The 17,945-nt window shown below is 54.5% G+C and carries 11 protein-coding genes; 8 read left to right on the top strand and 3 right to left on the bottom strand.

The features are described from left to right. Nucleotides 1–14: 14 nt before the first annotated feature. Nucleotides 15–2,291, bottom strand: a complete 2,277-nt coding sequence (locus tag H6F94_RS18260) for an amylo-alpha-1,6-glucosidase (RefSeq protein WP_190803654.1) — start codon at nt 2,289–2,291, stop codon at nt 15–17. Between the two features lie 420 nt (nt 2,292–2,711). Between H6F94_RS18260 and H6F94_RS18255 the strand changes: the two genes are divergently transcribed. Continuing rightward, nucleotides 2,712–3,797 carry a glycosyltransferase family 4 protein gene (locus H6F94_RS18255; protein ID WP_190803653.1) on the top strand — a complete coding sequence of 362 codons (1,086 nt, stop codon included), beginning with the start codon at nt 2,712–2,714 and terminating at the stop codon, nt 3,795–3,797. A gap of 146 nt (nt 3,798–3,943) precedes the next feature. Here H6F94_RS18255 and H6F94_RS18250 read toward each other — a convergent pair whose 3' ends face one another. Then, nucleotides 3,944–6,100, bottom strand: a complete 2,157-nt coding sequence (locus H6F94_RS18250) for a polyribonucleotide nucleotidyltransferase (RefSeq protein WP_190803652.1) — start codon at nt 6,098–6,100, stop codon at nt 3,944–3,946. A gap of 180 nt (nt 6,101–6,280) precedes the next feature. Between H6F94_RS18250 and tpiA the strand changes: the two genes are divergently transcribed. The 6 genes from tpiA to H6F94_RS18220 all read left to right on the top strand — a co-directional run bounded on the left by tpiA (nt 6,281) and on the right by H6F94_RS18220 (nt 14,017). Continuing rightward, a complete protein-coding gene (gene tpiA, locus H6F94_RS18245; RefSeq protein ID WP_190803651.1) occupies nt 6,281–7,006 on the top strand; it encodes a triose-phosphate isomerase in 726 nt (241 codons plus the stop codon). A gap of 97 nt (nt 7,007–7,103) precedes the next feature. Next, nucleotides 7,104–8,510: a serine/threonine protein kinase gene (locus H6F94_RS18240; protein ID WP_190803650.1), complete on the top strand. Its 1,407-nt coding sequence runs from the start codon at nt 7,104–7,106 to the stop codon at nt 8,508–8,510. Between the two features lie 50 nt (nt 8,511–8,560). Continuing rightward, nucleotides 8,561–10,027: a glycolate oxidase subunit GlcD gene (glcD, locus tag H6F94_RS18235; RefSeq protein ID WP_190803649.1), complete on the top strand. Its 1,467-nt coding sequence runs from the start codon at nt 8,561–8,563 to the stop codon at nt 10,025–10,027. A 143-nt stretch (nt 10,028–10,170) separates the two neighbouring features. Then, nucleotides 10,171–11,466 (top strand): FAD-binding oxidoreductase, encoded by a 1,296-nt coding sequence (locus H6F94_RS18230; protein ID WP_190803648.1) that lies wholly within the window; start codon nt 10,171–10,173, stop codon nt 11,464–11,466. A 4-nt stretch (nt 11,467–11,470) separates the two neighbouring features. Continuing rightward, on the top strand, nt 11,471–12,829 hold the full coding sequence (locus tag H6F94_RS18225) for a (Fe-S)-binding protein (RefSeq protein WP_190803647.1): 1,359 nt from the start codon (nt 11,471–11,473) through the stop codon (nt 12,827–12,829). Nucleotides 12,830–12,907: 78 nt separating this feature from the next. Beyond that, complete coding sequence (locus H6F94_RS18220; RefSeq protein ID WP_190803646.1) at nt 12,908–14,017, top strand: WG repeat-containing protein; 1,110 nt, start codon at nt 12,908–12,910, stop codon at nt 14,015–14,017. Nucleotides 14,018–14,039: 22 nt separating this feature from the next. Here H6F94_RS18220 and H6F94_RS18215 read toward each other — a convergent pair whose 3' ends face one another. Further along, entirely contained in the window at nt 14,040–15,404 is a 1,365-nt protein-coding gene (locus H6F94_RS18215) for a cytochrome P450 (protein WP_190803645.1), read from the bottom strand. Nucleotides 15,405–15,579: 175 nt separating this feature from the next. Here H6F94_RS18215 and H6F94_RS18210 point away from each other — a divergent pair, with 175 nt between their 5' ends. After that, nucleotides 15,580–17,793 (top strand): phosphoketolase family protein, encoded by a 2,214-nt coding sequence (locus H6F94_RS18210; RefSeq protein WP_190803644.1) that lies wholly within the window; start codon nt 15,580–15,582, stop codon nt 17,791–17,793. The last annotated feature ends 152 nt before the right edge of the window (nt 17,794–17,945 follow it).

The raw sequence follows: 17,945 nt of genomic DNA, 5'->3' as shown, positions 1-17,945 counted from the left end.
AAACCGCCACGTGATTAGGCTTCAATCAATACGCGCAAGTGGCCCCGCTTGTTCACAGCCCGGCAACTGGTGGTGCCGTTACTGCGCTCAAATTCCAGATCCAACACCGTGGATCCAACGCGTAAGTTGCGGAAGCTGAGGGTTTCAATAGCCTCTGGCAGCATAGGGTCGATCACGCGCAGATAGTTATTGGGTGCATCCGGTACCAAGTTCACCACTGCCTGCAACAGTTGAAAGACGCTGCCTGCTGCCCAAGCCTGGGGCGAACAGGCCACCGGATAGGGAATGACCTGATTGCGCTCGGTGTGGGGATAGCCACAGAACAGTTCTGGTAAGCGCGAGTAAGGCTGGGTTCGAGCCGCTTCAAACAGATGGGTGGTTAGGTCCAGAGCTGGCTTAATCATGCCAACCGCTCGCAGGCTCTGAATAATCATGCCGTTGTCGTGGGGCCAAACTGAGCCGGTGTGATAGCCCATTGGGTTGTAGGCAGGCGAGTCACTGCTCAGAGTTCGGATACCCCAGCCTGAGTTGAGATCAGGGGCTAGCACCCGTTCGGCCACACTGCGGGCGTGTTCATCGCTAAAAATGCCAGTAAATAGGGCATGAGCTGGGTTAGAGGTGATGCTGTCAACGGGTTTGCCATCACCATCTAGAGCCAGGGCACAGTAGTCGAGCTCACTGACCCAGAAGTCCCGATTGAATCGAACCTTGAGCGCCTGAGCATCTTCTTTCCATTGGCGGGCCAGGCCAGGATAACCCAGCATATGCGCTAGGTCTGCTGCTCGAACTTTAGAGCTGTAGACATAGCCCTGCACTTCACACAGGGCAATGGGCGCTTCAGCAAATTGGCCGGTGCGGTCGACAATGCAATCGCCCGAATCTTTCCAGCCCTGGTTTACCAGGCCCCGCGCCGAGCGACGTTGATAGGCAAGATAGCCATTTCTGGGGCAGTTGCGGTCGATCCAGCCCATCGCCGCCAGGGCATTGGGCCAAAGCTTCTCAACCGTTACCCGATCGCCGGTCCAGGCATAGTAGTCACCCAGCAGCATCAGCCACAGGGGCGTTGCGTCGATGGTGCCGTAGTAGGGCGTATGTGGGATTTCGTTGCAGCGAGCCATCTCGCCGGTACGAATTTCATGCAAGATCTTGCCCGGTTGCTCATCGCGCCACTCGTCATCCTTGGTGCCCTGGAACTCAGCCAGGACCAGCAGGGTATCTCGGGCAACGGTGGGGTCTAAAACCAAGGCTTGATTAGCAGTGATCAGCGAGTCACGTCCGAACAGGGTTGAGAACCAAGGCACGCCTGCCGCAAATACGGTGTGCTGACTAACGGGCTGACGCAGCAGATACAAATCGGCCTCCGCCCGTTCGATCACCCGGTTAAAACCCTGGCTATCAGAGCGGACATGGGTGATTTGAGAGCGCCAGCCTTCACGTTCAGCCTTGGTCGTTGCTTGTGCCTGCGCTAGGGTCGGTGGAGCTTTGACAACCGAAGCTGGCTTGTCGTCGATCAGCATTTCGACGCGATAGCTCAAAATCTTTTGGTCATGAGAGTCCAGGTCCAAGGTCCAGACTGCTGTGTTGCCTTCAATCCGGTCCGGCAAGTGATCACTGAAAGTCACTTCACTCAGCAGCAGGCGCTGGTCAAGCCCTTCATAAGCCAAAAGAATGTGGTGGTCTAGCTCGGTTTCAGGCCGCATCGATTGACCTCGCTGCAGGCGCGTCATACCTCGCACCTCAAACAGGTCGGCAAAATCGGCCTCAAAGGTCAGGCTAAAGGTGAGCGTCACCGGCTCACGATGGTAGTTAGTGACCGTGATCTGCTCCAACATGCCACCACAAAGAGCGATCTCTCGTTGAATGCCAACTCGCTCCGGCAACAAATCTTCACGATCTTCCCCCCGCGAGATCCGAGGGTTAGTGCACAGGGCGCTGAGAAAAGAACCGTCACCTGCGTCACTATCAAGCAAAATTGGGGCGCGCCCGTCAACCTGTAACTCTAGGCGGCTGAGGTAGCGCGTATCCTGGCAAAACAGTCCTAATGAGGTCTCTTCACCGCATCTGGCAATGTTGCCCATGAGGTCGGTGACCAGGAAGATATCCTGGTCTTTGAGGGTCAGCGTTGGCTGGTCAACTTGAGTGAGAATACAGGGCCAACTATTTAGCGGTAAGCCGTCCTGAGGTACATAACGCGGACGAACCCTGGTTGTAGTGGCAACCTCAGATATAGGCTGATCAGGGCTGTTGTGGTGGTCGGTAGCGCTAGGCTTGGCGTTTGGCTTCGGGCTCATGATAAGGCGTTCGATCCCTCAAGGCAATCAGGTCTACTTGATTATGGACTTGGCTCCTGCGCTCTAACAGGAGAGGCTCAGCCCATCAAAAGCCTCTATCAAGAGCTTCTATCAGAAGCTCGACTTGACAGCCTGTAGCTACAAATTTATTTCTTAATACTTACCGCTAACGATACTTGAATACAACTTATGCGGTTATGAGAGTACGGAAATCTCTACTGATCAGTCTGGAGATTGCCGTACATGAGTCCATTTTCCCAAACTATAGGATTTGCTTAACTTCTGTCCTGTTTCTGAGTTTGAGGCGAAATCAATGTTTGACTAAACACCGTCTATCTATCTAGTGTTCCCGACGTCTACAGCTAATCAGGATGTTCCCTATTTTAGTTATTTCTTGCGTTGTGACCTAGGAGGTTTAGGATGCGGATTGCACAGGTTGCACCCTTATGGGAGCGTGTACCCCCCCCAGCCTACGGTGGCATTGAACTAGTTGTTGGTTTGCTCTGTGATGAATTAGTTCGACGCGGCCACGAAGTTACCCTATTTGCCTCCGGTGATTCGATCAGTCTTGCCAAGCTAGAAGCGGTTCACCCTCGCGCCTTACGTCTTGATGCCGCTGTTAAAGAGACTGCAATCTATGAGATGTTGCAGTTGAGTCGAGTGTACGAGCAGGCCAGCGAGTTTGACATCATTCACTCGCACATGGGATGTGCCGCTTTGGCTTATGCCAATTTGGTAAAAACGCCCAGCGTCCATACGCTGCATGGCATTTTTACTCCTGACAATGAAAAGATGTACGTTCATGCTCGCCAGCAACCCTATGTGAGTATTTCTGAGGCGCAGCGAGAACCCCGATTAAATCTCAACTGTGTTGGTACTGTCTACAACGGCATTGATACCAGCACCTACAAGTTCCAAGAGAAGCCAGAGGATCCTCCCTACCTGGCTTTTTTAGGGCGCATATCTCCGGAAAAAGGTACCCATCTCGCCATCGAAATTGCCAAGCGGTCAGGCTGGCATTTGAAGATGGCGGGTAAGGTCGATGTGGTCGATGTGGAGTATTTTGAGCAAGAGATTAAACCCCACATTGACGGCAAGCAAATCGAATACTTGGGTGAGGCCAATCACGAGCAGAAGAGCGACCTGATGGGAGCCGCAGTGGCAACCCTATTCCCAATTACCTGGCGCGAACCGTTTGGTTTGGTCATGATTGAGTCGATGGTAACGGGCACCCCTGTGATCGCGATGAACCTGGGTTCTACTGCCGAGGTGGTGGTGCATGGCAAAACTGGATTCCTGTGCAACAGCTTGGAGGAGGCGATTGCCGCTATCGATAGAGTGCCAGAACTGGACCGCCGCGCCTGCCGGGAGCATGTTTTAGCAAAATTTAGTGTGCAGCGCATGACCGATGGCTATGAGGCTATTTACCAGAAGATTGTGGCAGAGCGCTTTGCCCAGAACGGACATCGCCGTTCAAGCACTCCTCTTGTGACTCGACCAGTCTAAACCTCTACTTCCAGACCTCAGGTGCTTCCAGACCTAAGGGTTGAAAAGCTTGTCCCCAGGTGTTACCTCCTACAAGAGGCAAACACCTGGGGACAGGTTTTGTCTTTGGTTTTACTGACTCGCTGGCTGCAGCGCTCTAACCGAGTCTAGGCAGGAGCAGTGGCCGCAGCGCCACGGGCAGCCGCAGCCTCATCAGGATGAATGCCCAAACGGGTTAGGTTAACGCGGCCCCGGTTGTCGATCTCACGTACCTTGACGATGACCTCATCGCCCACGGCAACCTCATCTTCTACCTTGCCAACCCGGCGATCTGCCAATTGTGAGATGTGGACCATGCCTTCCTTGCCGGGCAGAAACTCGACAAAAGCACCAATGGGGATGATGCGGGTGACACGACCCACGTAGACATCACCTTGGCTAATCTTGCGGGTCATGCCCTGGATAATTGCCCGTGCTTTCTGGGCCTGTTCAGCCTTGAGCGAGGAAATAGTAACGGTGCCATCGTCCTCAATGTCGATCTTGGCCCCTGTCTCCTCGGTGATGCCCTTAATCGTCTTACCGCCGGGACCGATGATCAGACCGATTAGATCAGGGTCAACCTTGATCGTCAACAGGCGTGGGGCGAACTGCGAGGTTTCGTTACGCGGATTGTCGATTGCCTCCAGCATCTTGCTGAGAATATGCGCCCGCCCGGACTTGGCTTGCTCAACCGCATCCCGAATGGTTTGCATGGTGATGCCAGTGATCTTCATGTCCATCTGGAGCGCCGTAATACCAGTTTCGGTACCCGCCACCTTGAAGTCCATGTCGCCTAGGAAGTCTTCGATGCCCTGAATGTCGGTGAGGACGCGGACTTCTTCGCCTTCCTTGATCAAACCCATAGCGACACCGCTAACTGGCTTTTTGATCGGTACACCCGCATCCATCAAGGCCAAAGTTGAAGCGCACACCGAACCCATTGAGGTCGAGCCGTTAGAAGAGAGAACTTCTGACACCACCCGAATCACATAGGGAAAGTCTTCCTTGGGAGGCAAGACCGGCGTAATCGCCCGTTCCGCCAGCGCACCATGCCCAATTTCGCGCCGCCCCGGTGAGCGCATGGGACGAGTTTCGCCGACCGAGAAAGGCGGGAAGTTGTAGTGGTGCAGATAACGCTTCTGCTCATCTGGGTGCAGGTCGTCGAGCTCCTGGGCATCACCAGGGGTGCCTAAGGTAACGCAGGAGAGCACCTGGGTTAGACCGCGATTGAACAGACCCGTGCCATGGACCCGCCGGGGCAGAATCTGTACTTGGGCGCTCACAGGCCGCACCTCGTCAAGCTTGCGCCCATCAATGCGTACGCTGTCCGTGATCACCATTTGGCGCATCAGCTTTTTGGTCAGCCCTTTAAACGTGTTCCCAACAGCTTTGCCATCTGCTGCCGCCGAAACCTTCACTGGATGCTCGTCTTCCAGCGCCGCAATCGCTTCAACGATCTTGGCCTTCACTTCATCTAGGGCAGCGTCGCGAACAGGCTTGTCCTTCTCATAGCGGCCCAGAATTTCTTGGACTGCTGCCTGTCCCTGCTCAGCGATGAAATTGCCCAGCGCTGGGTCGGTTTCAGGCTTGACTGCTTCGACCCGCGTAATGCCCAATTCCGCCATCAGTTCGTTTTGGAAGCGGATTAGCTCCAGGCAAGCTTCGTAACCGAAATCGATAGCCTCTAGCATGTCGGTTTCTGGCAGCTCGTTCGCGCCTGCCTCAACCATGATCACGCCTTCAGAAGTTCCGGCAACTACTAGATCTAAGTCGCCCGCTTCGATTTCGCTGTAGGTCGGATTCAAAATAAAATCGTCACCGACCAAACCAACACGCACAGCTGCCATCGGGCCATTGAAGGGAATCTGAGCCAGTTGCACAGCAATCGACGCCCCCGTCACTGCCAACACGTCGGGGGGGAAATCCTCATCCATCGACATGGTGGTAGCGATCACCTGCAAATCGTCCCGGAGCCAATCCGGAAACAGAGGACGCAAGGGACGGTCCACCAAGCGACCGGTGAGAATCGCCTTCTCCGGCGGACGGCCTTCTCGCCGCATAAAGCTGCCGGGAATACGACCGGCTGCGTATAGACGCTCTTCGTAGTCAACCGTTAGCGGTAAGAAGTCAATTCCTTCACGGCCCTTGGCTCGGGTTGCCGTCACTAGCACCGAGGTATCGCCTGACTCGATCAAGACTGCCCCGCCAGCCTGTGGCGCGAGAACGCCAATCTTGAGCCGAATCTCCCGTCCGTCGAAGGAGATCGACTTTACGTGTTCTGTCATAGAACCTTGCTTGTCCTTTTTTTCTTCTTTTCTGCCTGCAATCCTAGCACTGGCGACTAATTTGCCTGTGCCATCCCCCTGCAGGTCTGCAAAGGATTAGAGGATTTCTTCACAGTTGGTGACCTTTCTCCAATACACTGTTGTAGCTGTACACACGCTGATTGAGAGGCTAGGGCAACTGTGCGCAAGGTCGTCATTGCTGGGAATTGGAAGATGTTCAAAACCCAGGTGCAAGCCAGGGAGTTTCTGACCGCCTTTCTACCTAAGCTGCAAGACGTGCCTCAAAATCGGGCCGTGGTGCTGTGTGTGCCGTTTACCGATTTGGCAACTGTGGCCATTCAACTTGATGGCAGCCGCGCAGCCTTGGGAGCGCAGAATGTCCACTGGGAAGACAGCGGTGCCTTCACCGGTGAGATTGCGGCTCCAATGTTGACCGAGCTGGGCGTGGGCTACGTGATCATCGGCCATAGCGAACGGCGAGAGTTTTTTGGCGAAACTGACGAGACAGTCAATCTCCGGCTGAAGGCTGCTCAGCACCACGGCCTGATTCCGATTCTGTGCGTCGGTGAGACGAAGCAGGAGCGGGAAGCCGGAGAAACGGAAGCGCGGATCTTTGCTCAGCTCGACAAAGACTTGGCTGGCGTGGATCAGTCCAACTTGATCATTGCCTACGAACCGATCTGGGCGATTGGTACAGGCGAGACTTGTGATTGTGAGGAAGCGAATCGGGTGATCGGCCTGATCCGGTCCCAACTCACCAATCCTGAGGTCAGCATCCAGTACGGGGGCTCCGTCAAAGCCAACAACATTGATGACATCATGGCTCAGCCTGAGATCGACGGTGTTCTGGTGGGTGGGGCAAGCCTCGACCCAGACAGCTTTGCTCGCATTGTCAACCATCGCTAGCATTAACTCCTGTAATCAGAGCCGCTATCTGTACTGATTCCTAACAGGGGACGGGTAAATTAGGCTTGATCACCACTGGGAGTGGAGTCAAGGGCAGATGCTGGAATCAGGGCAGGTCCTACGCGGACGTTATCGGCTTAAAGCCCTGCTAGGACAAAATGCGGGTCGCCAAACCTGGCTGGCCGAAGATCAACTGGCACAGCCAGTCGCTCAGGTAGTGGTCAAACTGCTGGCCTTCGGTGCTCAGATGCAGTGGGACAATCTCAAGCTGTTTGAGCGTGAGGCTCAGGTACTGCGTCGGCTGAACCATCCTCAGATTCCCAAATACCGAGATTACTTCTCACTAGGAGAGCAACCCGGCGACGCTCTCTGGTTTGGCTTAGTGCAGGAGCACATTCCAGGCCAATCCCTCAAGCAATTGCTTGAGCAGGGCCAACGGCTCAGCGAGGTTCAGGTGCGGAACCTGGCCAAGCTGGTGCTGAACGTTTTGATCTACCTGCACGAGCTGAATCCTCCCGTGATCCACCGGGATATCAAGCCTAGCAATCTCATTTTGGGTCAGGATGGGCAGCTCTATCTGGTGGACTTTGGCGCCGTGCAAGACCGGGCAGCAGCGGAGGGTGCAACTTTTACGGTGGTTGGCACCTACGGTTATGTGCCACCAGAGCAGTTTGGCGGACGGGCTGTTCCGGCTTCCGATCTGTATGCATTGGGGGCGACCTTAATCCACTTGCTAACTGGCACAGCTCCGGCTGACCTGCCTCAGCACAACTTGCGCATCCAGTTTGCTGAGCAGGCCAGTGCTAGTCCGGCGCTGGTGCGCTGGATTCGAGGCTTGACGGAGCCAGCCCTTGAGCGGCGCTTCAATACGGCTTTGCAGGCGCGTGAGGCACTCAACTCAGGAGGGGACCTCAGTAAGCCAACGGAAAAAGTGCGCCAGCCTGCGGGCAGCCGCGTTTGGTTCCGCAAGTCTTCGAGCCAATTGCGCATCAGCATTCCCCGGCAGGGCTTGCACCTGTCCGATACCTTTCCGGTTCTATTTTCGGCAGTGTGGCTAGGCCTGGTTCCTACCTTCGTTCATCTGACCGGGATACTGCTGACTGGAGCTTGGCCCTTGAGCTTGCTATTCATTCCTTACTGGTTGATCGGGCCTAGAATGATGGCAGCGGTTCTATTGCCTGCCTTTGGCCGTACCCACGTCTATTTCGACAGCGACCGTTTTGAGATCGAGTGGCGGTTGTTTGGCATTTGGTATCGGCAACGAGGACAAACTACGGATGTCAATAAAGTCTCTCAAGAAACCCTGATGCCATTAGGGTTCATAAACCCCAGAATCAGAAATCAACGGGTTCCCAGCGATAGCAAAATTCCCTTTCTGGATCATGAAGTGGTTACCCTTGAGGCTGGCATCAAGCGCTACTCTTTTGGGGCAGGACTGACGGCAGTGGAGCGTGATTGGCTCAGCCAGGAAATCTATGACTGGTTGGGTTTGCAAGCCGTTTAATCGCAGCTTTTGGCCTCTCTTTGACTTCTTAGCATCTACCACAAGCGCCCATGATCACGCAGGAACAATGCCGCAATTGGCAGCCGGTTATTAAGCAATTCGAAGCGGTGGTCGGGGCTGAGCGAGTCGTGCGCCGCCGTGAGGAATTGCTGGTCTATGAATGCGATGGCTTGACCAGTTATCGCCAGAAACCGGCTGTGGTGGTCTTACCGCGAACGACTGAAGAAGTGGCCGCAGTCGTCAAGATCTGTAGCCGTGAGCAGGCTCCCTTTGTGGCGCGGGGGGCAGGAACCGGGCTGTCGGGTGGAGCTTTGCCCGTGGAAGATTGCGTGTTGATTGTCACCTCATTGATGCGCAAAATTCTAGAGATTGATCTGGAAAATCAACGGGTTGTTGTACAGCCAGGTGTGATCAACAACTGGGTCACGCAAGCGGTGAGCGGGGCTGGTTTCTACTATGCGCCAGACCCATCCAGCCAAATCATTTGCTCGATTGGGGGCAATGTGGCGGAGAACTCGGGCGGTGTGCATTGCCTCAAATATGGGGTCACCACGAACCATGTTCTGGGGCTCAAGCTGGTTCTGCCGGATGGCTCAATTGTTGATGTGGGCAGTAAGGTGCCTGAGATGCCCGGCTACGATTTGACCGGCCTATTTGTCGGTTCTGAGGGCACACTGGGTATTGCCACTGAAATTACCTTGAAGTTGCTCAAAACGCCCGAAGCAATTCGCGTTCTGCTGGCCGATTTCACTAGTGTCGAGGCTGCTGGAGCTACAGTCTCGGACATCATCAGCGCTGGCATCATTCCCGGTGGTATGGAGATGATGGATAACCTCAGCATCAATGCTGTGGAAGATGTCGTTTGCACAGGTTGTTATCCTCGCGATGCCGAGGCAATTCTGCTCGTCGAAGTGGATGGCCTAGAGGTTGAGGTTGAGGCGAATAGCCAGCGGATTACCGAGTTGTGCAAGCAAAATGGCGCGCGCAATGTGCGCGTGGCAACTGATCCGCAGGAGCGATTACTGCTGTGGAAAGGTCGCAAAGCTGCCTTTGCTGCAATGGGTAAGTTAAGCCCAGATTACTATGTGCAAGATGGGGTCATTCCTCGCACCCAATTGCAATTGGTGCTCAAGGAAATTGCCTCTCTAGGCGAACAATATGGCTACTACGTCGCCAATGTCTTTCACGCTGGTGATGGTAACTTACATCCTTTGATTCTCTACGACAACTCGGTGCCGGGGGCTTTGGAGCAAGTTGAAGCTTTAGGGGGCGAAATTCTCAAGCTTTGTGTTCGAGTCGGGGGCAGTATCTCTGGAGAACATGGCATCGGTGCCGATAAGCGCTGCTACATGAGCGAGATGTTTAGCAAAAGCGATCTCGAAACCATGCAGTGGGTGCGCCAAGTTTTCAATCCGCAAGGCTTAGCTAATCCTGGCAAAATCTTCCCAACGCCTCGTACCTGCGGCGAATCAGCTAGAGCTGATGTCAAACAGTTTCCAGCCGTTGAACTCTTCTAGGCCATGACCAATAGCCATATAGAGAGCTGCACAGCCCACTCAATTGCCAATTTACGGATCTGGCTTACTTGAGATGAGTACCTTCGCTTGTCAAGGGGTTGGCCTCCTCATATCGTTATCTGCATGGTGAAACCGTGCACTGAATGAACGCGATTGCCCGAGAGCTAGAGCAAATTGTTGGACCAGATGGGGTTTGTGCTTGGGAAAAGGTTGACCCTGGCACTCAACCCCAAGCACTTGCTGGCATTACTGCTGATTGTTTGGTCTATCCGCGCAGCCAAGCAGAACTGGCAACGGTGATGGCCTATGCCTATCGCCAGCGTTGGCGGGTCTTGCCCTGTGGTCGAGGCACAAAACTGAGTTGGGGCGGCTTGGTGCCACCTGTTCAGATTATTCTCAGCACCGAGCGTCTATCTCAGCTGGTAGAACATGCGGTTGGAGACCTGACGGTCACGGTCGAGGCGGGCCTACCCTTTTCACAGTTACAAGCGGCCCTCCAGCCCACGGGTCAATTTCTGGCGCTCGATCCGTCCTACCCAGAGACGGCAACTTTAGGCGGCATAATTGCCACAGCAGATACGGGCTCCTGGCGGCATCGCTACGGTAGCCTGCGCGATATGCTGCTGGGCATTAACTTTGTGCGCAGCGACGGCCAGGTTGCCAAGGCAGGGGGGCGTGTCGTGAAGAACGTGGCGGGGTACGACTTGATGAAGCTGTTCACTGGCTCCTTCGGCACCCTGGGCATGATCACGCAGGCAACATTTCGCGTTTATCCGCTGCCAGAAGCAGCAGCAACGGTTGTGCTTACAGGCGATGCTGCAGCACTGACGACTGCTACCAAAACGCTGCTGGCTTCTGCCCTAACCCCTACCGGGGTCGATCTGCTCACGGCATCTCTGGTACAGCAGCTCGATTTGGGGCGGGACATGGGCCTGGTAGTCCGCTTTCAGAACATTGAAGCCAGTGTCAATCAGCAGGCTACAAGGCTTCTAGAGGTGGGGCAGACCTTGGGATTACAGGGAAAGGTTTACACCCAGTCGGGGGACACCGAGCTATGGCAGAACTTGCAGCTCTTGAAATCTCCTAGACCAGAGCAAATCGTTTGCAAGTTTGGAGTTGTTTCTGCCGAGGCCGTAGCGACATTGGCGCAAATTAAGGCGCTGTTGCCTGCTGAGAGCACAGCCTTAATCCATGTCGGCAGTGGGCTGGGGATGTTGTGCCTCAACCAACCAGTCACTGCCGAAGCACTCTTGGCCCTGCGCGCTTGGTGCCAGGAGCGGAGCGGCTTCCTGACCATCCTGGCAGCACCCGTAGCGCTTAAGCAGCAGCTAGAAGTCTGGGGTTACGCTGGTAATACGCTGGAGTTAATGCGGCGAATCAAGCAACAGTTTGATCCTGAAAATCTTTTAAGTCCCCAGCGTTTTGTGGGTGGTATCTAAAGCCATGCAAGTTTCAGAAAATTCAGCTACCCCTGCTGGTGCGAAGCCTTTGCCCAGCTTTGACACCCAGCAGCCGCCCGATCCAAAACTGATCGATGCCTGTGTGCACTGCGGCTTCTGCCTGTCTACCTGTCCCAGCTATCGCGTGTTGGGCAAAGAGACTGACTCCCCACGCGGCCGCATCTACTTGATGGATGCCCTCAATGAGGGCGATATCCCACTTTCGCCTGCGGTGGCGCAGCACTTTGATTCTTGCCTAGGGTGTCTAGCCTGCGTCACCACCTGTCCTTCAGGCGTGCAGTATGACCAACTCATTGCAGCGACCCGACCTCAGGTCGAGCGCAACTACCCACGCTCCTGGCAGGACCGGTTGCTGCGGCAGTTGATTTTCTCGATGTTTCCCTATCCTGGGCGTCTGCGCCTGCTGCTGGCCCCACTGCTGCTCTATCAAAAACTGGGCCTTCAGAAGCTGGTACGCTCGACCGGGCTACTGCGGCGAGTCTCGCCCCAGCTCGCTGCAATGGAGTCGATCTTACCGGAGGTGAAGCTCAGCGCCTTTACCGACAACCTGCCCACGGTCATCCCAGCCCAAGGCCAGCAGCGCTATCGCGTCGGTATGATCTCAGGCTGTGTGCAGCGCTTGTTCTTCTCGGGTGTTAATGCAGCGACGGTTCGGGTATTGAGCGCCAACGGCTGTGAGGTGGTTGTGCCTTCAAGCCAGGGTTGCTGCGCAGCCTTGCCCCAGCACCAGGGGCAAACAGAGCAAGCTCAGGCCCTAGCCCGCCAGATGATCGACAGCTTCGAGGGCACAGGCGTTGATGCCGTGATCATTAACGCCGCGGGCTGTGGCCACACGCTCAAGGAGTACGGTCACATTCTGCAAGATGACCCTGCTTATCGCGAGAAAGCGGCTCAATTTGCCGCCAAAGTCAAAGATGTGCAGGAATTTTTGGAGGCCATTGGGCTGAGCACACCCCTCGCACCGCTCCAAGAGCAGCCTTTGACTCTGGTCTATCAAGACGCCTGTCACCTTCTGCACGGGCAGAAAATTAGTGTGCAACCGCGTCGCTTGCTCAAACAAATTCCTGGTGTGCAATTACGCGAACCGTTGGATGCGGCTCTGTGCTGCGGTAGTGCAGGCGTTTACAATCTGCTGCAACCTGAGATTGCGGATGACTTGGGCCAGCAGAAAGTTGAAAACCTGCTGAGTACGGGCGCAACTCTGATCGCTTCCTCCAACCCTGGTTGTTCTCTACAAATCAGTAAGCATTTGCGGATCCAGGGGAAACAGGTACCGATTCTTCATCCAATCGAGCTATTGGATTACTCGATTCGAGGCGTCAAACTTGATGCAGTGGCTTGAGAAATCTAGAGCTAGAAACGACGATCTAGAGGCAGCCAATCACAGGTTTTACCAACGCCTAGGAGTGAGGTTGTGGAGATGGATCGGCTCGGTCGCCCCAATTTCACTAGACTCGGTTCACTTGTTCTAACCCTGGTCGCCTTGACGCTTGGCGCCTGTGGGCAGCAGAGCCAAGACCAGGCTTGGAGCCAACCTTTACCGTCCCTTCGCCCCAGCCCCTCAGTAGCGCCTGAGCCACCTACCCAAGCAACTTCTAAAGCGCGATTTGATGGCGCTTGGGATTTTGCTGAAGGGCTGGCCTTGGTTCGTGTGGAGGACAAATATGGATACATCGACAAGACGGGTCGTTATGTGATCGAGCCTAATTTTGCGGGAAGTTCTTCTTTCGCTGATGGCCTAGCACTGAGCCGTGTGGGTGAGCAGTACGGTTACATCGACAAGCAGGGCGAGTACGTGATTGAGCCCAGGTTCGATGGCGCTGCTACTTTTGCCGAAAAACGAGCGGCAGTGAAAGTGGGAAACCGCTATGGCTACATCAACCCAGAAGGGCAATATGTGATCGAACCCCAATTTGAATTGGCCTCAGATTTTGCCGAGGGACTTGCTGCGATCAAATTGAATAGTCGCTATGGTTACATCGACCCCACCGGCAAAGTTGTGATTCAGCCTCAATTTGAGGATGCCTGGAACTTTACTGAAGGCTTAGCCGTTGCCCGGCTCAATCACAGAGCGGGCTATATTGACCGGACCGGCAAGTTGGTCGTTGAACCAAAATTTGACGGGGCCTTTCACTTTTCAGAAGGACTGGCGCGGGTTCGGACTGGCGATGTTTGGTCCTACATTGATCGCACTGGTCGCTCGGTGATTAATGCGGAGTTTGACTTCACCTCTGACTTTTCCGAAGGGCTCGCCTTAGTCTCCATCGCTAGAAAATGGGGTTACATCGACAAGACTGGTAACCTTGTAATTCAGCCCCAATTCGATGCCGCATCTGACTTTTCAGAAGGCTTAGCGATGGTGCAAATCAGTGGTAAATATGGCTACATCGACAAAACTGGCAACCTCATCGTTAGTCCACAATTTGATGAAGCCGGTTCCTTTGCCGAAGGGCTGGCACGAGTAAAAACCGGCGGTCAATGGAGCTACATTGACCGTACAGGGAAAGCGGCATGGACCCCTACAAAATAGGCCCCGTGTGAAATAGGCCAGATCAAACCCGGGCTGGCACCTTATCAGCCTGCCGCAGACCTGTTGGCACTAGCCACTTACCCGCCGAAGGGGCCAGGGTTAAGCCTCGACGGACTGGCTGAACCTTCTGATTCTTGACCATTGCCAGGTCAAACCGCGACAAGACAGCCGCCAAAACTAGCTTCATTTCGTACTGGGCAAAGGCCATGCCGATACAACGACGGCTGCCACCGCCGAAGGGCAAATATTCATGGGGCGCAAACTGCCGCTCTAAGAAACGCTCGGGTCTAAACTGCTTAGGCTCCGGGTACAAATCTGGCCTTTGATGGGTGAGATAGATGCAGGGCCCTAGCACAGTTCCAGCCTCGAAGGACTGTCCCATCAACTGCATTGGCGACTTTAGAACTCGCAAGAAAGTAATCAAGGCAATCGGATAAATGCGCAACGTTTCCTGGTAAACCGCCGTTAAGTAAGGCAGCTTAAAAATAGCGTTGAAATCTGTTTTATCTTCTAGCGAATTCAACTCTTGAAGCAACTTTTCATGCACGTTGGGCAAAGCATGAACCCAATACAGTGCCCAAGTTAAAGCTGATGCGGTTGTCTCATGACCTGCGACCAAAAGCGTGATTAATTCAGAGCGCAACTCAGCATCCGTTAAGGGCTGTCCTGACTCGTCCCGAGCTGCCATCATCAAACTGAGAATGTCAGACCGAGCAGTATTTACCTCCTGGCGGCGCTCTTGAATTTCAGCGTAAATCAGCTCATCGATTTGCTCCTGACGGCGCAGAAAACGACTCCAGGGACTCCAGTCACCTAAATCGCGCTGTAGCCAGGGAAAGAACAACAGACTAGAACTTAACGGCGAGCTGGTAACATCGAGCATCTCTGCCAGCAGTTGCTTCAGTTGCTGGCAACGAGAGCCCTCGCGCAAGCCAAATACCGCCTGCATAATCACGCTCATCGCGATTTCTTGCATGGCAGAGCGAACTGAAAACGGCTCACCCAAAATCCAGCGGTCGCTTACCTGCTGTGTGATGTCATAAATAATTTGACCGTAGGTGCGCATCCGCTCCCCATGGAACGGTGGAGTAACCAAGCGACGTTGTTTTTGATGGCGTTCACCATCCATTAACATCAACGAGTGATTCCCTAAAAGAGGTTTTAGAATGTCATTGGCAATACCTGAATCAAATTGCTCAGGACGATTAAAAATTTCTTGAATTGCTTGTGGATGGCTGAGAAATACAATCGGTTCTAAAGCACCAAATCGCGCTGTAAAAACGTCACCATAACGCTGAGCATTAGACTCTAAAAAAGCAAGCGGCTGAGCGATCCATTGAATGAGTTGCAGTAAGGGCGGAATCTGTGGACCAGCAGGTAATGGCATAGCAGCTTTACTCTCACAAAGACTTGTTGGGTCCTTAGTAACTTTGAGCAGAATCCCTCATCATAACCAAAGGGATAGTTGATAATATAAATTACTTTCTTATAACACAAAAGCTGTAACATCATGAATGCAGCAACGCAGTAACAGTCATTTCGATGGAAGTAGGGATCTCAGCATGACAGCATCGCCCCAAGAGGTAATGTTAGCCACTCCAGCTTTTTGTGAAGGAATTCAATACTTCGGTGAGGCTTTGCCCGGTTTTGAAACGCATGGCAAAGCGCCCGTTATTGCTGAAGGAAACTTGGCGATTGCCAACCCTACCGACCCCGCCGCTGTCTTTCAAACACTGCTCGCTGCCGACGCTCTGCGCTACCTGACTCTGCAAGTTACAGCCAGCAAGGCCTCTGGGCACCCAGGCGGTTTTGCTAGTTCAGTTGAAGCTTATGCGGCTCTAGTGATGCTGGGCCACAAGAACATCCTCACCGAAGTTGGCCACCACGCCCCTGGCTTCTACAGCGCCATGTTCCTGGACCGCTCATTGGAAGACATGGGCATCAGTAGCGTGGCGCAGTTGCGTGACCGCTTCCGCGAAACGCACGGTCTGCTAGGCCACCTCTCTGGCTATATTCCGGGAATTCTGGCTCCCGCTGGGCCTCTGGGCCAGGGCCAGCACTTTGCTATGGCTGCTGCACTGCTGCATCGCGATAAGCTCTTCCCCTTTACAGTCGGTGATGGTGGTTTGGGCGAGCCCTATGTGATGAGTTCTATGGCTCACTTCCATACCGCCTATCCCAGCGCAACCAACTTCCTGCCGGTGCTGATTTGGAATGGCTTCAGCCAGGAGCACCACAGCATGGTCTCGACCAAGTCCAATCAGGAGATGTTGGCCTACTGGCGCGGTAACGGCTTTGAAGAAGTAATCCTGATCGACGCCAAGGATTTCGATGACCAAAATCAGCCCGGTGCCTATGTGGACAGCACCAGCTTCTCGCTAAAGCAGCGCTTGGCCTTCACCGAAGCCGTGTTGGTGGCCGCAGACCAAGCAGCTCGGTCTGCCCTAGGCGGCAAGCTCACAGTCTTGATCCTCAAGCAGCTCAAGGGCGCAGGCGTCCATGCCAAAGGTGCTAAATCTCACAACCTCTATGCCCACCACACGCTAGACAATGCGGATGTGGTCAATGGCCTCAAGTCACGGGCTTTGTCTCCAGCGGCCTGGGCATTGGTGCGCGCCAATCTGGAGCGGGCAGGGGGTGGCCCAGCCGCGAAAACGGCGGTTACTGAGTCAGTGCGGCCCTTGCCCGACCTAGGCAAACTGCCACTGGAAGAATACCCGGTGGGCGGTGAAGCCAAAATTGCCACGACAGCCATGGGCCGTCTGGTGGGCTACGTTGGCCAGCAGGATCCAGCCTATCTGGTTTCCAACGCTGACGGCAACGAAGCCTCGGGTATCGCCAACATCAACCAAGCGCTTCAGATCATTCACCCAACTCCCGATCCGCTCTATAACCAACAGCCCAAGGGTCAGGTCTATGAGCCGCTGAGTGAAGATGCCTGTGCGGGTTTAGCCGTGGGTCTGGCTTTGATGGGCAGCCGCAGCTTGTGGTGCTCTTACGAATCCTTTGCCATCAACGGCCTACCGATTTGGCAGACTGTGACTCAAGCGATGGCTGAGTTGCGCCGTCCCACCCCCTCCACGGTCACTCTGTTTACCGCAGGTGCCCTAGAGCAGGGACGCAATGGCTGGACCCATCAACGGCCCGAAATTGAAGCCTACTTTGCCGCCATGATGCGCAACGGCAACATCTTCCCGATCTTCCCCACCGACGCCAACAGCATTCAGGTGGCTTACGATTGGGCGCTGACCACGCGCAATAAGGGCATCGTGATCACGGCCAGCAAATCGCCGTTGCCGATTCGCACTAGCTTTGCTCAAGCGCGTCAGGCGCTTCAAGATGGGGCAATCGTGCTCCAGGAGACGCCGGGCAGCAAAACAGTGGTCCTGGCCGTAGTAGGTGACATGACCTTACTGCCCGCATTCGAAGCCGCGGCGCAGTTGGCAACCCAGGGCATTGGCACGCGCATTGTCTCCGTGGTCAATCCACGCCGTCTCTATCGTCTTCACGATGTGGCTTGGTCAACTTGCTCGGAACCAGATGGTGACTTCCTGGGCGATGCTGGCTTCGAGGCTCTATTCGGTGGCGATGCGCTGCTAGGCATTACTGGAGGTGCCAGCGGCATCCTGGAGCCCATTCTGCTGCGCAGCACGGCGAAGCGAGATACCTTCGCCTGGAAGCGGGGCGAAACGACAGCAACGGCGACTCAATTGATGGACTTCAACGGCTTAAGTGCTAAAGCCCTGGCAGAGCGAGCGATTGCATTGGTGCAATAGATTACATCCGTGCAATAACCGAGGTTCTGATCCTTCAGCTTGAGAAGGGGGTTGGGTTGCTCAACCCCAAGACTAAGTTGCTGTTGGATTGCTGATGACAGTTAGGTCAGTTGGGCTAAACAGGTCCAGCCCAACTGACCTTTTTGAATAAA

The organism is Leptolyngbya sp. FACHB-261, assembly GCF_014696065.1.
In the GTDB taxonomy this organism is placed as follows: Bacteria; Cyanobacteriota; Cyanobacteriia; order FACHB-261; family FACHB-261; genus FACHB-261.
The sequence above is the reverse complement of the archived record's forward strand: the minus strand, read 5'-3'. Positions and strand labels throughout refer to the sequence as shown.

Coding starts and splice junctions, on each gene's coding strand:
- H6F94_RS18260 (WP_190803654.1), bottom strand. CDS start 2,291: ATGAGCCCGAAGCCAAACGCCAAGCCTAGCGCTACCGACCACCACAAC.
- H6F94_RS18255 (WP_190803653.1), top strand. CDS start 2,712: ATGCGGATTGCACAGGTTGCACCCTTATGGGAGCGTGTACCCCCCCCA.
- H6F94_RS18250 (WP_190803652.1), bottom strand. CDS start 6,100: ATGACAGAACACGTAAAGTCGATCTCCTTCGACGGACGGGAGATTCGG.
- H6F94_RS18240 (WP_190803650.1), top strand. CDS start 7,104: ATGCTGGAATCAGGGCAGGTCCTACGCGGACGTTATCGGCTTAAAGCC.
- glcD (WP_190803649.1), top strand. CDS start 8,561: ATGATCACGCAGGAACAATGCCGCAATTGGCAGCCGGTTATTAAGCAA.
- H6F94_RS18230 (WP_190803648.1), top strand. CDS start 10,171: ATGAACGCGATTGCCCGAGAGCTAGAGCAAATTGTTGGACCAGATGGG.
- H6F94_RS18225 (WP_190803647.1), top strand. CDS start 11,471: ATGCAAGTTTCAGAAAATTCAGCTACCCCTGCTGGTGCGAAGCCTTTG.
- H6F94_RS18220 (WP_190803646.1), top strand. CDS start 12,908: ATGGATCGGCTCGGTCGCCCCAATTTCACTAGACTCGGTTCACTTGTT.
- H6F94_RS18215 (WP_190803645.1), bottom strand. CDS start 15,404: ATGCCATTACCTGCTGGTCCACAGATTCCGCCCTTACTGCAACTCATT.
- H6F94_RS18210 (WP_190803644.1), top strand. CDS start 15,580: ATGACAGCATCGCCCCAAGAGGTAATGTTAGCCACTCCAGCTTTTTGT.